Source organism: Methylobacterium sp. C25 (assembly GCF_021352225.1).
Taxonomy (GTDB): Bacteria; Pseudomonadota; Alphaproteobacteria; order Rhizobiales; family Beijerinckiaceae; genus Methylobacterium.
The window spans coordinates 35,966-51,241 of record NZ_JAAUVI010000006.1; the positions used below are offsets into that span (position 1 = coordinate 35,966).

Genomic DNA, 15,276 nt, shown 5'->3' on the forward strand with positions numbered 1-15,276 from the left:
GACAGAGAGGAGATCATGACGCACGCCCACCAAAGCCGGCGCAACATCCTCGGCGGCGCGGCGGCCGCGGCTCTCGGTGCCACGGTCGGGATCGGCCCCCATCGGGCTGCCGCCCAGCACAACGTGCGTTACTCCACCGGAAGCGAGGCCGCAAAGATCCGCGTCCCGGCCAACGCCACCGATTGCCATTTCCACATCTACGACAGCCGCTTCGCGCCCGCCGCCGGCGGCCTCGCCGCGCCGGACGCGACCCCGGACGACTATCGCGCCCTGCAGAAGCGCCTCGGCACCACCCGCGGCGTGGTCATCCAGCCCTCGCTCTACGGGATCGACAATCGCCCGACGCTGGAGGGCATGGCCGCGCTCGGCCCGAACTTCCGCGCCGTCGCCGTGGTGAAACCGTCGGTCACCGATGCCGAACTCCAGCGCATGCACGACCTCGGCGTGCGCGGCATCCGCTTCAACCTCGCCCAGGCCGGTACGACGACGCTCGACATGCTGGAGCCCCTGTCCCAGCGTGTCGACGCCCTCGGCTGGCACTGTCAGGTCAACATGCCGGGCGACAAGATCGTGGCCGCCGCCGACACCTTCCTCAAGATCCGCGGCCGGCTGGTCTTCGACCATCTCGCGCATTGCCCGGAGCCGGCCGGCGCCGAGAGCGACACCTTCAAGTTGATCCACCGGCTGCTCGACCAGGGCAACACCTGGGTGAAGCTGTCGGGCTTCTACAACGACACCAAGGTCGGGCCGCCGAGCTATTCGGATTCCGTCGCCGTGGCGCGCGCCTACGTTGCCGCCGCTTCGAACCGGGTCGTCTGGGGCAGCGACTGGCCGCACCCGACCGAGAGCCAGAGCAACAAGCCCGACGATGCCCTGATGATCGACCTGCTCCCGACCTATGCGCCGGACGAGGCTGCGCTGAAACGCATCCTGGTCGACAACCCGGCCGAGCTCTACGGCTTCCCGAAAGCCTGAGGAGAGCCAGGCGTCCCGCTGCCGGGCGACGGCAAGGGGCGCCTCACCCGTCGAGGGCGTTCTCGATCTCGGCATAGGCAGCCCTCTGGTCTGCCGGCTCGATCCCGTTCAGCCTCTCCTTCAGACCGAGGCCTTCCTTCCAGCGAAGGCGCGCAACGATCGCTCGCGCCATGATCGGGTCGATCCCGGCCTCGGCCACGGCGTCAGCGGACATCTCCAACTCCTCCGCCCGACGCTTGGCGTGGATCGTCCCCGAAGGGATCAACGATTCCACCGTCTCGATCCACGGTCGCCCCAGCGTCTTGCAGGCAGAGGCAAGCACGGCTTCGTCGATGCCGTAATGGCGGGCGGCCGGCATCATCTCGTCGGTCAGCGCCTCGATTCCCTTGATCAGCACCGAGCGCAGAATCTTGATGCCCGATGACGTGCCGAGCCTGTCACCGACGAAGCGGATCTGCATGCCATACGGTGTCAGCGCATCACGCATCCGTTCCCCTGACGGCCCGCTGACGAGGATCGGGAGTGCGTGCCCGCTCTTCGGCGTGCCCTCGATCGCGCCGTCGCCGAGGAGCGCACCGCCTGCTGCCAGCCGTTCCGCGACGCCGAGCTTGATTGTCGGCGTCGCGGAGGCGAGGTCGACGAAGCTGTGCCGGCCATCGAGGCATCCAGCGAAAGCCGCGGCACTCTCCAGCGACGCCGAGCCCGGCGTCACACTGACGATCATGTCGGCCGCCTCCGCCAGCTCTTCGTTCGAGCGAGCCAGAGTGACGCCCACCTCCTGCGCCCGGCTTTGGATGAGGGCGGCATAGGGCCCATCGAAGGCATATTTGTCGTAGGCTGTGACCGCCTGAAGGCCCGCGGCTCGCAAGCCGCGTCCCAGCGTGCTTCCGATTTCACCGTAGCCGACGAGGCCGAGACGAAGGACGTGCGGTATGGTCATGATTTCGCGCGACGGATCAGTCATTCGGAGGCCAGATCGGGAAATATCGACACAGATGATCTTTGCCGATCAAGAGCAGGGCGATAGCCAGATGAGAGGCTTCTGAAGGCGTTGCCCTCGATCGTTGGCACCGAAGTGTGACCGAACACCGTCACAGGCCCGTTCGAGCCGATCGTGCCGCATGGTCTATCACTCAAGCGTGAGCGCGATCATCGGACGCCGCCTAATCCGGAACGTGCGCGGCAGAGGCATAAGCATCGCGGGCGCGGACGCAGCCAATCAACTTCCGGCTATCAATCGAGTCGATCACAGCCACGGTGGCCCGATCGTCCTTCCGGAAAAGATCGAGAATCTCAGCCAGACTCGCGAATTCGGATACGTTGACCGGTGGATTGCAAATGAGGTCCGTGGCGACGACGGGCAGGCTTCGTTCGACCGATGCGATCTCCACGAGGTCCGGGTCAATCAGACCGATAAAGCGACCGTCACGCCCTTTGACTGCTGTGCCGCGACTTCCCGCGACCGATACGGCGCGCAGGACTTCTTCGATGCCCGCCTCTGCATCGAGCGTCTGTTTAGGTGGTCTGACAAGCGATCGGATGGAGAGCGCGGAGAAACGCGAGACGTCCCGACCGCCTTCGATCCCCAATCCTCTGAGCTGGAAGCGCCACGTCGCGAACGAGTATCCGAATAGGCGGCCCGTTAGAAACGATGCGACGATCGCCCCGACCGCCACGGCTGCTGTTGCATCGAGGCTCGCTCCCGTTTCGAGGACGAGGAAGATCATCGCAAGGGGACTACCGATGATGCTAGCTCCTGCAGAAGCCATTCCGATCGCAATGCAAAGCGAGGAATCCAACTGGGGCAGGCTCGGAACGAGGCTCGAACCGTAAGCGACAACGCTTCCGGTCAGTGCGCCGATCAGGAGCGAGGCACTGAACAAGCCGCCTCGAAAACCGACGCCGAGGCTGATCGAAGCCGCGCCGATCTTCGCGAAGAGGAGCCCGAGTGCCGCCGTACCGACGATCCGTCCACCGACTGTGTCCACGATCCCCGCATGGCCACTGCCCAGGACACCTGGGGCGGCGACCGCCAGTCCCGCCAGAACCGCAGCACCCGCAGCGAAGCGCGACAGCGGGCTTTTCAGGAGGCGCCGAAGCCCTCTCTCGCATTCCGATGTCAGCACCATCGTTGCGATGCCAAGCAGGGCGCAGAGGCTGCCGACAAGCACGGCGACGAGAAACGAAGTGCCGTCGACCTGAGAGATCGGCGGAAACTGAAAGGTGCTCCCGTGCCCGAGAGCAGCACTCGACATCGCTGATCCCGCGACGGCTGCTAGGCCGACAGAAGCCAGCATGCGCGTCGAGTATTCTCCGAGGATCAGCTCGAATGCATAAAGAGCCCCCGCCAAGGGTGCGCCATAAGCTGCGCCGATAGCGGCAGCAGCACCCGATCCGACCAGGATGCGCATCTCCGATCGCGGCAACCGTTGCGCTTGGCCGAACAGACTGGCCAGGGTCGCGCCGACCTGCGTTACGGCCGCTTCGATCCCGACCGATGCGCCCGCTCCAACCGAGGTGAGAATCGGTCCCACAACCGAGATGCCGTCGCGAAGGCCGAGCAAGCCGCCGCGCATTGCATTCGCTTCGATCGCGTCGACGGGAGGCGCAAGCTTTCGCCGGCGCTCCCTCCGTTCCGCGGCAGCTGAAACGACAACGATGACAAGACCGGCCGCTCCGAGGACGCCAGCTGCACGCAGCCCCTCGCGCCATCCCAAGGCGTAAAGCTGGTGCTCTGCATCGAATCCGAGCGTGTGCGTTTGAAGCCACGCAACGAGAACCTTGACCAGAGCAACGATCAAGCCGGTTACGAGGCCTGTGGGCAGCGCGAGAACGACGAGGCGGATCGATCCCCTCGGTCGACGCGTGATGCGAACACCACCGAACCCGCCGATCTTCCTCAGTCGCGGCAATCCCAACCGCAGAACGCGCAAGCGATCACGCGCCCGACCAGTGCCTTCACTCGCAGCCGTAGGATTGGAGCCAGACCGTGACGATGATGCCTTCGCCTTCATGCTGAACCGGACAAATCGGGTCGAGGCTCCGGGGTCCTCGGGCTAACGAACCAAGAGATTTAGAGCTATATAGCTATTGCAATTGGTGTGAGTCTACTGGCTTGGCGCTGCCGTGCTGTCGACCTGCGACGATCGCTGGTACAAGCTCGAGTTTTAAGGCGCCGGCCTCCTTACTGTCGAAAAGCGTTCAGGCCGCCGAGCATCGGATTTATGGACGACCCACTTGCCGCATTGGCCGACGATTTGCGCGGCGTCGCCTCTGGCGCAGGCAGCGGGCCGAAGTATCAGCGCCTCGTCGACGGCATTACCCGGCTCGTCGATGCCGGCGCATTGAGATCCGGTGAAAAGCTCCCGAACGAGATCGACCTGTCCGCGCGGACCGGACTCAGCCTCGGCACCGTTCAGAAAGCCTTGCGCATCCTTTCGGAGCAGCGGATCGTCGATCGCCGCCATGGTCACGGCACGTTTGTCGCGACCATCGATCAAGATCAGCGTGACCTCTGGTACTTTCGCTTCCTCTCGAACGCCGGTGGCGAGCTCTTGCCGATCTCCGCGCGTGCGATCGATCGCCGGATCATCCGCCAACGAGGTCCATGGCATGACTTCTTGGCGGCCGATGAAGTCATCCGAATTCGTCGGTTGCTTGACGTCGCCGGGCGTTTTTCGGTGCTGTCGGACTTCTACATCGACGCGGAGCGTTTCCGGGGTGTTCTGGACATCCCAATGCCTGAGTTGCACCGCGTCGTGCTGCGAAGCCTGCTGAACCAGCGCTTCAACGCACCGACCTATCACGCCTCTCAACGGATCTGGTGTGATCGGCTGCCGGAGAAAGTCTGCCGCCTGCTCGGCTTGCCAACTGCCTCGTTCGGACTGATGAGCGACGTCATGGGGCGCAGCAATCGCGACCACCCGATCTCGATGCAGCGGATCTATGTCCCGCCGCATGTGAGCCCGATCGAGATCCGTGGCTAACGCAAAGGCTTGCGAACCTCGGGCGGGCACGTCCGGCCACCGATCGGTTTAGACTTATTCCACATCGGGTTGCCAAACCGGAAGAATCATGCATGATTCAAAGCTATATAGCTATCTAGCTTAAGCGCCCATGTAGGCCTGCCGATCGGCAGTCTACGCCGGCGGTTCGGCATGGGAGGACGTAGTGCGACAGGCTTTTGCCCGCTTCACGACCCCGAAACGGATCTTCCTGCTGATCTGCACGATGTATCTTGTCCTATACATGGATCGGGTGAACATCGGCACGGCGGCGGGCGCCATTCAGTCAGATCTCAAGCTCTCGAATACTGAACTCGGTCTCGTTTTCTCGGCTTTCGCCTATCCTTATGCGCTCATACAGCTTTTCGGCGGGTGGGCTGGTGATCGGTTCGGCCCAAGGGTGACGCTCGCGATCTGCGGCTGCATCTTCTCGGTTGCGACCCTACTCATTGGGTTTGCCGATAGCCTGATCGGGCTGGTCGCCTGCAGGGTTCTTCTCGGGTTCGGTGAGGCGCCCGCGCTTCCTACCGCGACACGCGCAATCGCGAGCTGGACGCCCCCGGCACAATGGGGAATGGCGCAAGGCCTGACTCACGCTGCGGCCCGTGTCGGCAACGCGCTCACGCCGCCACTGATCGCCCTCTTGATCGGTTGGTTCTCGTGGCGCGGTTCATTCTTCTTCGTCGCGACGATCAGCCTCGCCTGGGTGATAACCTGGGTGGCCTACTTCCGCGACGATCCGGCAAAGCATTCGGGGACGACAGCCGAAGATCTTCGACTGTTGCCCCTGTCCGGCGAGCGGCAGAAGCGAAAGAAGGTCCCCGTCGCGAGGCTGCTCCGGCGGATCTTGCCGGTCACGCTGGTGGACTTCTGCTATGCCTGGACACTTTGGGTCTATCTCAACTGGCTGCCGTCCTTCTTCTTAAAGAGCTACGGCCTCGATCTAAAGCAATCGGCCTTGTTCGCCGGAGGAATTCTCTGTGCCGGCATCGTCGGAGACACGCTCGGTGGCATCTGGAGCGATCGCATCCTTCACCGCACGGGCAATCTTCTGAAGGCGCGCAGTTACCTGATCGCTGGCGGCCTGATCGGGTCTCTGATCTGTCTTCTGCCAGTGCTCTTTCTCAAGGACATACACGTCGTCGCGGTAGCGTTGACCCTCGCCTTCTTCTGCATGGAACTGGTGATCGGTCCCCTCTGGTCGGTACCGATGGACATCGCGCCCCAGTATTCGGGGACGGCAAGCGGTTTCATGAATTTCGGCTTCGCCATCGCGGGCATCGTTTCGCCGCTCGCCTTCGGCTTCGTCATCGACCGCACGGGCGACTGGCATCTGCCCTTTGCCATGTCGATCGCACTGCTGTTCGTCGGGGCGCTGCTCACGCTCTTCATGCGGCCGGACCGCCCATTCCAAGATGATGAAGAGACCGTTTTGTCGCCACCGGTCGAGGCTTCGGCGGCGAAGCTTTGAAATACCGCACAACCCTAATCATGCCCCCATTGGAGATGCTTAAAGATGCGGTTGACTGAAGAAGAAGAGGCCATGCGGGCAGGGGCTTTTGGCCCCGTCCGTCGCTGGGCCATTGAGCATCAGATCGCCGTCGGCCAATTCTTCGACGCAGAGGATCTCGTGCCCGTCGGGCAAGCGCACATCATGGCGGATACGGAAGCGACCGGCCCGTCCGGTGTCGCTTTCCTGGAGGAGATGGCAAAAAAGCCGGAGGCGGAGCGCCGTGTGCGCATTCCGACCATCACCGACCCGCGTGGAGTCGATTTCGACGCCTATCGGCGCCTGAAACAGACCGATGACATGGCGTCGCTTGAAGAGCGGCTGATCATGGCGTTCGAGGCACTCGGCGTGCTGATGACGAACACTTGTATCAACTACCAGACCATCCTGCCGCCCGTGCGAGGAGAACATCTCGCCTTCGGCGACACCGGTGTCGTGATCTACTCAAACAGCGTGCTGGGCGCCCGAACCAATTTCGAGGGCGGTCCCTCGGCCCTGTCAGCGGGACTGACGGGCCGAACGCCGCGTTATGCATACCATCTGGAGCAGAACAGGGTCGGCACGCGCCATTTCGCCCTCGAGCACCAGCCCGCATCGCTCAGCGATTGGGGTGCGCTCGGCGGTATCGTCGGCCGGGCAACCAACAGCTATTGGGAAGTTCCCGTTGTTTCGAACTGCGTGCGTGCGCCGAATTCCGACGAGCTCAAGCATTTCGGTGCAGCGCTGGCGAGCTTCGGATCGGTTGCGCTCTTCCATATGCCGGGCGTGACCCCGGAGGCGCCGACATTGTCAGACGCCTTTCATGGGGGGCCGATTCCGTCGGCCGAGGCGATCACGCAATCAGATTTCGAGACCTTCTATGAGGGTTACGCTGCGCGAGGCGACAAAGTCGACGTCGTCGTTTTCTCGGCGCCGCAACTCTCGCTTCTCGAGCTTGAGCAGGTCGCCTCGCATCTCGACGGGAAGCGCGTTCACCGCGACACCACGCTCCTGGCAGTGACCTCGCCCGAAATCAAATTCGCGGCGGATCGGATGGGCCTCACGGCCCGTATCGAGGCCTCGGGTGCTTTGCTGCTCTCGGGTGTCTGCTTCTATCAGAGCTATGCGCGTGAGATGGCCGAGGCCAACGGTTGGAAGCGCCTCATGTCGAATTCAGCCAAGCTCGTGAACATCATCGGCGGGTACGGGTACAAGCCGACGCTCGCCAGCATGGAAGCCTGTGTTGCCAGTGCCGTAGCCGGGAGGGTCCTCTGATGCCAATCGTACTTCGCTGTCATCGCGGTCTCGGACCCGCTGTCGAGGGAACCGCCCTCGTCGCCGACGACAACTTTAGCGCCCGCTACGACCTCGATCGCAAAACCGGCGTCTTTTCACGACCTGCCCACAAGCTGTTCGGCGAAAGTTACGTCGACAAGATACTCGTCCTGAAAACGGCGAAAGGCGGCGTCGCCTCGGCATGGATGCTGCGGGAGATGCAGCAGTTGAAGATCACGCCGCTTGCGCTCGTCTTCAATACCGTCAATCCGATCCTCGCTCAGGGCGCGGCTTTCGGGGATCTCACGATGGTCGACCGCTTTGTGGACGGCGATATCACGACCCTCATCAAGACCGGTGACAAGGTCAGGATCGAGCCGGACGAGGGTGTCCTCACAATCCTCGATGAGTGATCCGGTGGTGGTCGTCGGATCTGCACTGCCGAGGGATTGAAGCCAGCCATCAGTCCCGGCGCTGAGCCTCGCCGGATTTCGACGGCTGCCCCATTGCGACCATTCAGGCTGTTCGCGAAGGCCAGAGCGACGGCCAGAAACGAGATGCTGCCTCGGGCATCCGCGTCGACCGCTGGGGGGCCGGAAGCCGCCATCGGCACATCCGCTTTTCAGACGCGGGAAAGCATCACTTCCGCAGCGCCACGCCCTTCGTGGTGAAGCGCGGGGCGCCGGGATGACGCATGGGTCGCTGCCGGCCTCCCGCCTTGCCCGCACCCGGACCCGCGCCCGTTCCCGGCGGCTGCGAGAACGGCACGAGTTGGTCCGGCCTCGGCCCGATGAGGTCCGCGCGGCCCATCGCCTTCAGAGCCTCGCGCAAGACAGGCCAGTTCTCGGGGTCGTGGTAGCGCAGGAAGGCCTTGTGAAGCCGGCGCTGGCGCAGGCCCTTGATCGCATCGACCTGCTCGCTGCCGCCGCGCCGGACGCCGCGCAGCGGGTTCAGCTCGGTGTGATACATCGCCGTCGCGGTCGCCATCGGCGAGGGCAGGAAGGTCTGCACCTGGTCGGCGCGGTAGTCGTTCTTCTTGAGCCAGAGCGCGAGGTTCATCATGTCCTCGTCGGTCGTGCCCGGATGCGCCGCGATGAAATACGGGATCAGGTAGTATTTCTTGCCGGCCTTCTTCGCGGCCGCCTCGAACATCTCCTTGAAGCGGTCGTAGGTTCCGATTCCTGGCTTCATCATCAGGTCGAGGGGCCCGCGCTCGGTATGCTCGGGCGCGATCTTCAGGCGGCCGCCGACATGGTGGGTGACGAGTTCCTCGACATATTCGGGGCTCCTCACCGCGAGGTCGTAGCGCACGCCGGAGGCGACCATCACCTTCTTGACGCCCTTCACCTCGCGGACCTTGCGGTAGAGCCGGATCAGGTCGTCGTGTGAGGTGTTCAGGTTCGGGCAGATGTCCGGGAAGACGCAGGAGGGCAGCCGGCAGGCCGCCTCGATCTTCGGGTCCTTGCAGGCCATCCGGTACATGTTGGCGGTGGGCCCGCCGACATCGGAGATCACGCCGGTGAAGCCCGGCGTCTTGTCGCGGATCCGCTCGATCTCGCGCAGGATCGAGCCCTCCGAGCGGTTCTGGATGACGCGACCCTCGTGCTCGGTGATGGAGCAGAAGGTGCAGCCGCCGAAGCAGCCGCGCATGATCGTCACCGAAAACTTGATCATGTCCCAGGCGGGAATCTTGGCGTCGCCGTAGGACGGATGCGGCGCGCGGGCGTAGGGCAGGTCGTAGACCGCATCCATCTCGTCGCTGGAGAGCGGGATGGGCGGCGGGTTCAGCCAGAGGTCGCGGTCGCCGTGGCGCTGGACGAGCGGGCGCGCATTGCCGGGATTGGCCTCCCGGTGCAGCACGCGCGAGGCGCGGGCATAGGCCTCCTTGTCGTCCCTGACCTCGTCGTAGGCGGGGAGCCGGATCACGGTGTCGCCGGGGCGTCGGTTGGCGGCCTCGTCGGCAGACTCGAGATCGTCGGCCGGCAGCTCGGTGTAGGTCTCGGGCACGCGGCGAAACAGGGCGACGCCGCGGATGGAATCGAGCTCGCGCGGCGTCTCGCCGGCGGCCATGCGGTTCGCCACCTCGACCACGGCGCGCTCGGCATTGCCGTAGATCAGCAGATCCGCCTTGGCATCCGCCAGGATCGAGCGGCGCACCTTGTCGGACCAGTAATCGTAATGGGCGATGCGGCGCAAAGAGGCCTCGATGCCGCCGAGCACGATCGGCACATCCTTGAACGCTTCGCGGCAGCGCTGGGTGTAGACGATGGTGCAGCGGTCCGGGCGCCGGCCACCCTCACCGCCGGCCGTATAGGCATCGTCATGGCGCAGCCGCCGGTCGGCCGTGTAGCGGTTCACCATCGAATCGAGATTGCCGCCGGTCACGCCGAAGAACAGCTTCGGCCGGCCCAGCGCCTTGAACGGCTCCGCCGACTGCCAATCGGGCTGCGCGATGATACCGACTCGGAACCCCTGCGCTTCGAGCAGCCGGCCGATGATCGCCATGCCGAAGCTCGGATGATCGACATAGGCGTCGCCCGTCACCAGGACGATGTCGCAGGCATCCCAGCCGAGCGCCGCCATCTCGGCGCGGCTCATCGGCAGGAACGGCGCCGCCTTTCTGGAAGACTGCATTGTGCAGGCGAGGGGCGCCGAGAATCGCTCGGCAGACGTTTGGATTTCCATGGGGCCTTGCATAGGCCGCCCGGGCCGCGATCTCAACGAACGGCAAGCGGGGAGTTAGTCGCCGCCTCGTTCCCGGGCCCCAAAAATCTCCTCGCCCGGTTCCGCCCGCTTGCCGCGGCCCAACCGCAAGATCGGAGCGAGCTTCGCCAGATCGCCGCCCGACTACCTGGATTGCAGGCCCAGGGCTCTCTTTCGCGCTCAAATCCCAAGCCACATTGCGTCATCAGTGGGTTGGCTCGGCCCTGACGAGGCCCTCTGGCAAAGCCTAATCGGCTTGGCCCAGCCCGCCAGACCTATGAGCCCATAAAGAGATTCAATTATCGGTCGCTGATCCCCTGGTCCATCCTCAGACCAGTGATGCGAAGCTAGAGACGAGTGCGGCAAGCATATCTTCGATCGACATGCAAATACATCGTCCGATTATTAGAAGACGGTTGTCTGCCTGACGTAACGGCTCATCGCATCCCCCGTTCTGTGGCGTGTCTCGGCGGCTCGTCATGGGCGCACGATACACGGCTGTATTGGGAGGAAACCAGATGCCCGCTAGAAACCACAGTCAGTGGACCGCAAAACCACCCCTGCAGAGCAGCGAGTGGATCGATAGTCGGATTTATACTGAAGAGGCCATCTTCGAGGAGGAGATGGAGAAGATCTTCAAAAAGACCTGGATCCCCGTCTGCCACGAATCTGAGCTCCCGAAGGCCTACGACTTCAGAACGACCAGCATCGCGCGCGAGCCAGTCATCGTCTGCCGTGGCCCAGACAACGTGATCCGCGCGTTCCTGAACGTCTGCCCGCATCGCGGGATGATCATCGAACGGCGCCCGTCGGGAAGCTTCTTCGAACCTCAGCCGTCGGGAAATCCCAAGCGGATGACCTGCATGTTCCATGCGTGGCAGTTCGATATGAAAGGGAACTGCGTCTACGTCAGCCGCGAGAAGGAGGGATACCAGGATCGTCTTTGCAAAGAGGACGTAGGCCTTCGCCGCCTTCGTTGCGAAGTCAAATTCGGTGGGTTCGTCTGGGTGAATCTCGACGACAATCCCCTCTCGCTCGAAGACTGGGCAGGCAAGCCGTTCGAATGCCTCCGCAAGACACTTGAGGCCGAGCCGCTCGAAGTCTTTCACTACCACAAGGCTATCGTGGAAACCAACTACAAGCTTTGGCACGATACGAATTGTGAATTCTATCACGATTTCATGCACTACCATAACCGCGTCACCGGCTTCAACGACGCGTACTTTGCCCGGAAGAACGAGTCCTTCGAGAATGGCCACATCGTCGTCGGGACATTCGAGGTGAACTATGATCAGTACGAGGGCTTCGAAAGTCGAGCCGGGCTCTCCTTCCCGCATCTGCCGCCCAATCAATGGTACATGATCGACCTGTTCCCCGGCATGAACTTCAACCTGCGCGGTTCCGCCCTCCGGTGCGACACGGTCACCCCGCTCGGTCCGAACAAGCTCATGATCGAGTTCCGCGGATTGGGATTGAAGAGCGACAGTGCCGAAGACCGGCAGACCCGGATCAACCACCACAACTCCATCTGGGGACCATTCGGTCGAAACCTGCATGAAGACCTCATCGGCGTGCAGGGGCAGGGCACGACGATGCGACCGGGTTCGGAGCCTCGCCGAATCCTTCATGGTCGCCAGGAAAACCAAACCATTCACGACGAGAACGGCATGCGCCACTACTATGACGAGTGGGGCCGCTGGATGAACCGGATGCCGAACGATCCGGAAAAAATCTTCGCAGAACGCGAACTGATCGCTGCGGAGTAGCGAGACGTTCTTGGGCGGCAGTTCAGTTCGATCCGCCGCCCAGACGACCCGAAGATAATCAACACACAAACAATTCTGGGAGGGTACCGCCATGGACGCGGCAAGCGCCGTCCGCGAGGCAATTGGCCGAGCAACCGTCTATCTCGACGACCAGCGCTGGAACGACTGGCTCGATCTCTGCGCCGACGATTTTCATTACGCAATCAAGTCCTTCAGCCCCGAAATCAACTACGACATGACCTACTTGCAAGGCAGTCGCAGAGACATGGAGAGCTTGATTAAGCTCCTTCCCAAGCACAACACCGATCATTCCCCCCTCAGCCGTCACACCAATGTTTGCACCATCGATGTCGATGCTGATGGCAAGAATGCCTCTGCCGTCAGTTCCGTCGCCGTCTATCAGCACCTCCTCGACGGCACCAACTCCCATGTCGACTCAGGGGAGAGCCGGCTGTTCCTTGTCGGAAAGTATATCGACAAGTTTCGGATCGAAGAGGGACGTCCGATTTTTGTTAGTCGCGAAGTGCGTCTTCAAAATAGGCGCCTCGACAAAGGATCGCACTGGCCGATCTAGCAGATACGATCATATGTTCTTGGGCAATTGGCCGGAACAAGTATTCCAGTTTTGCTCGCTATCTGCTTTGGAATGCTGAAGCAGGATTGGAACCACTTGCGTTCCCGCGGAGGAAACATGAGTTGGAAGTATCTGTGTGAAGTCTCCGATGTGGAGACGAATTCCGTCAAGCTGATCGATGTCGATGGCGTCTCCGTGCTTGTTGCGAACTATGGCGGCGGCTTTAGGGCCATGCCGCCGATCTGCCCGCATATGGAGGAGCCGCTTGCCGAGTCGGGGGTCATCGCGAACTGCATCCTAACCTGCACCAAGCATCTTTGGGCCTGGGATCTCCGGAACCTGTCGATGATCGGCGAGACGGAGAGAGATCTGAAGACCTACGAAGTCAAGCAGGAAGGAGACAAGGTTCTCGCCCTCATCGACGGAGAGTTGACCTACGACTTCGACGAGGAGGGCGACGATGACGACGATTTCTTCAAATAGAACCGGAACGTCCTCATCGAACCTCCGCACGGACGAGGACGTGATTGATCAGGTGGTACGGCCCTCGAACGACACCTGCCTCGTTGAGGTGCAGTCCAAAGCGGGCCTGACCGCCTTCGCATGCAGCAAGAACGAAAGCCTGCTGTTGGCCGGCCTTCGGCAGGGTCTGACATTGCCCTACGAGTGCGCCTCTGGAACCTGCGGATCCTGTCGCGCTCGGCTGGATTCCGGGGACGTCGCGAATTGCTGGCCGGATGCTCCGGGGCACATGAAGATCAAGCCCGCCAAGGGTGACATCCTGATGTGTCAAAGCCGCCCGCTCGGAGATTGCTCGCTTCGGGTGCCTGCCAACGTCGTGGAGGGCTTCGCCCGCTATGAACTTCCAACACACCACAACGGACGGATTGAGCGGCTCGACAGGCTGACTTCGGACGTCATCCACTTCGATGTCGTTCTCGCCGAGCCGATGTCGTTCGACGCAGGCCAGTTCGTCCTGCTGCAGATCCCCGGCCTCGAAGGTATGCGCGCATACTCGATGGTGAATTACGAGCGCAGAACCCGTCGCCTATCCCTGGTGGTCAAACGCAAGCCAGGGGGCGGCTTCGGGGACTGGCTCTTCGAGCGCGCAGCTGCGGCAGACAAGATCGACGTATTCGGCCCCCTGGGCAGCGCAACGTTCCACCCGGATGAAGGTCATGATCTCCTGATGGTCGCCGGCGGCTCCGGTATCGCTGGAATGATGTCCATTCTCGAGAGAGCGACCAACGAGGGTCATTTCGAGAGCCACAGGGGCCATGTCTTTTTCGGGGTACGAACGGTCGACGACTGCTTCTACCTCGATAAGTTCAGCCGGTACGTGGACAGGGCCCGCGGCAATCTCGAGGTGACGATCGCATTGTCGGACGCACCACCGCAGGGTCCGGTGGAGGGCGCCCATCCGGACATCCGTTTTGCAACCGGACTGGTGCACGAGGTCTGCGGCCGGGACATGCAGGGCCGATTCAGCGACAGAATGATGTCGTACCTCGCTGGGCCGCCGCCGATGGTCGATGGGGCTCTCCGGACTCTCATCGGCACCGGAAAGGTTACCCCCGATCGCATCCGCTACGACAAGTTCGGGTAAGCCGGCATGCTTTCCGCAGTCGTCACTCCTCTCGCGGTCAATCTGGTCCTGGTCGGCACGCTGTCGGGCCTCATGATCGGCTGCGTCGGCATCGGTGGCGTCATCATCGTGCCCATTCTCTCGCTTGCCTTCGGCGTTCCCGTAGGAACGGCGGCGGCGGCAGCCATGGTGGGCTATATCGGTACCGGATTGGCCGGAACACTCGCGTTCGGCCGCAATGGATCGATCGACAACAAGCTGGCCGGCCTTCTCTGCGCTGGCGCAATACCCGGAGCTTTAGCCGGAGCATGGATCGTTCGGGCAGCAGACCCGTTCGTCGTGCAAGTCGTGATAGCGTGCCTTGCGGGCATTGCGGGCATTCATAACCTTCTCAGAAGTCGAGTGAATTTTCCCGCGAGCCCAGAGGTTGTGCTCGGGGCTGCTGCCTCGCTGCTGGTCGGATGCATGGTCGGCCTGATCTCGAGCGTGACTGGAACCGGAGGGCCGCTTGTCCTGGTGCCCCTTCTCATGTGGCTGGGCTTCCCCGTGCTCGGAGCGGTCGGCCTCGGCCAGGCAATCCAGATCCCGGTAGCGATCACAGCGACGGGAGGCGCGATGCTCTTCGGCTCTCTCGATTACACAATTGCGATCGCGCTCACTGCTGGCCTCGTCGTCGGTTGTCCGGCAGGTGCCTGGATCTCACACCACGTCGAGCAGAAGACCCTCAGGACCGTTGCCGCAACCGTCCTTCTAGGGACGAGTGGAATCATGGCCACGACCCTGGCGTTCCACTAAGGCGTGGCGATGCCATGCGTTTCGGGCATTTGGGCATGGGATCTCATGCCATGGGCAGCTTTACTTTCCGCTTCGTCTCATGAAGAAATATGTTGCACGCGCTGAGTGGC

13 protein-coding genes and 1 pseudogene are annotated in these 15,276 nt (G+C 62.5%); 11 read left to right on the forward strand and 3 right to left on the reverse strand.

All coding sequences use genetic code 11. The annotated features are described in order from the left end of the window. The first annotated feature begins 15 nt into the window (after positions 1–15). Complete coding sequence (locus tag HCU64_RS16105) at positions 16–975, forward strand: amidohydrolase family protein (protein ID WP_233385115.1); 960 nt, start codon at positions 16–18, stop codon at positions 973–975. 43 nt (positions 976–1,018) lie between these two features. Here the strand turns inward: HCU64_RS16105 and HCU64_RS16110 are convergent, their stop codons facing one another. Both HCU64_RS16110 and HCU64_RS16115 read right to left on the reverse strand, forming a co-directional pair. After that, positions 1,019–1,915: an NAD(P)-dependent oxidoreductase gene (locus tag HCU64_RS16110; RefSeq protein WP_233385116.1), complete on the reverse strand. Its 897-nt coding sequence runs from the start codon at positions 1,913–1,915 to the stop codon at positions 1,019–1,021. A gap of 223 nt (positions 1,916–2,138) precedes the next feature. After that, a complete protein-coding gene (locus HCU64_RS16115; protein ID WP_325169985.1) occupies positions 2,139–3,989 on the reverse strand; it encodes a chloride channel protein in 1,851 nt (616 codons plus the stop codon). A 231-nt stretch (positions 3,990–4,220) separates the two neighbouring features. Here HCU64_RS16115 and HCU64_RS16120 point away from each other — a divergent pair, with 231 nt between their 5' ends. The 4 genes from HCU64_RS16120 to HCU64_RS16135 all read left to right on the forward strand — a co-directional run bounded on the left by HCU64_RS16120 (position 4,221) and on the right by HCU64_RS16135 (position 8,156). Next, positions 4,221–4,961 (forward strand): GntR family transcriptional regulator, encoded by a 741-nt coding sequence (locus HCU64_RS16120; RefSeq protein WP_233385120.1) that lies wholly within the window; start codon positions 4,221–4,223, stop codon positions 4,959–4,961. 244 nt (positions 4,962–5,205) lie between these two features. Next, complete coding sequence (locus HCU64_RS16125) at positions 5,206–6,450, forward strand: MFS transporter (protein WP_233385275.1); 1,245 nt, start codon at positions 5,206–5,208, stop codon at positions 6,448–6,450. 45 nt (positions 6,451–6,495) lie between these two features. Next, positions 6,496–7,743, forward strand: coding sequence for an aconitase X (locus tag HCU64_RS16130; protein WP_233385121.1), 1,248 nt, complete (start codon positions 6,496–6,498; stop codon positions 7,741–7,743). Continuing rightward, on the forward strand, positions 7,743–8,156 hold the full coding sequence (locus tag HCU64_RS16135) for an aconitase X swivel domain-containing protein (RefSeq protein ID WP_233385122.1): 414 nt from the start codon (positions 7,743–7,745) through the stop codon (positions 8,154–8,156). Before HCU64_RS16130 ends, HCU64_RS16135 begins: the two co-directional genes overlap by 1 nt. 226 nt (positions 8,157–8,382) lie before the next feature. On the opposite strand, the gene HCU64_RS16140 is transcribed toward HCU64_RS16135, so the two are convergent. After that, a complete protein-coding gene (locus tag HCU64_RS16140) occupies positions 8,383–10,428 on the reverse strand; it encodes a YgiQ family radical SAM protein (RefSeq protein WP_442785975.1) in 2,046 nt (681 codons plus the stop codon). A 641-nt stretch (positions 10,429–11,069) separates the two neighbouring features. Between HCU64_RS16140 and HCU64_RS16145 the strand changes: the two genes are divergently transcribed. The 6 genes and pseudogenes from HCU64_RS16145 to HCU64_RS16170 all read left to right on the forward strand — a co-directional run bounded on the left by HCU64_RS16145 (position 11,070) and on the right by HCU64_RS16170 (position 15,166). Further along, positions 11,070–12,212, forward strand: a complete 1,143-nt coding sequence (locus HCU64_RS16145; RefSeq protein ID WP_233385124.1) for an aromatic ring-hydroxylating oxygenase subunit alpha — start codon at positions 11,070–11,072, stop codon at positions 12,210–12,212. Between the two features lie 91 nt (positions 12,213–12,303). After that, positions 12,304–12,786, forward strand: coding sequence for a nuclear transport factor 2 family protein (locus tag HCU64_RS16150; protein ID WP_233385125.1), 483 nt, complete (start codon positions 12,304–12,306; stop codon positions 12,784–12,786). A 117-nt stretch (positions 12,787–12,903) separates the two neighbouring features. Next, positions 12,904–13,269, forward strand: a complete 366-nt coding sequence (locus HCU64_RS16155; protein ID WP_233385127.1) for a Rieske 2Fe-2S domain-containing protein — start codon at positions 12,904–12,906, stop codon at positions 13,267–13,269. Beyond that, positions 13,247–13,576 (forward strand): annotated as a pseudogene (locus HCU64_RS25450) (2Fe-2S iron-sulfur cluster-binding protein); the annotation flags it as partial. The gene HCU64_RS16155 and the pseudogene HCU64_RS25450, both read left to right, overlap by 23 nt. Before the next feature lie 48 nt (positions 13,577–13,624). Then, positions 13,625–14,392 (forward strand): FAD-binding oxidoreductase, encoded by a 768-nt coding sequence (locus tag HCU64_RS16165; RefSeq protein WP_233385276.1) that lies wholly within the window; start codon positions 13,625–13,627, stop codon positions 14,390–14,392. A 6-nt stretch (positions 14,393–14,398) separates the two neighbouring features. Beyond that, entirely contained in the window at positions 14,399–15,166 is a 768-nt protein-coding gene (locus tag HCU64_RS16170) for a sulfite exporter TauE/SafE family protein (protein WP_233385128.1), read from the forward strand. Positions 15,167–15,276 lie beyond the last annotated feature (110 nt).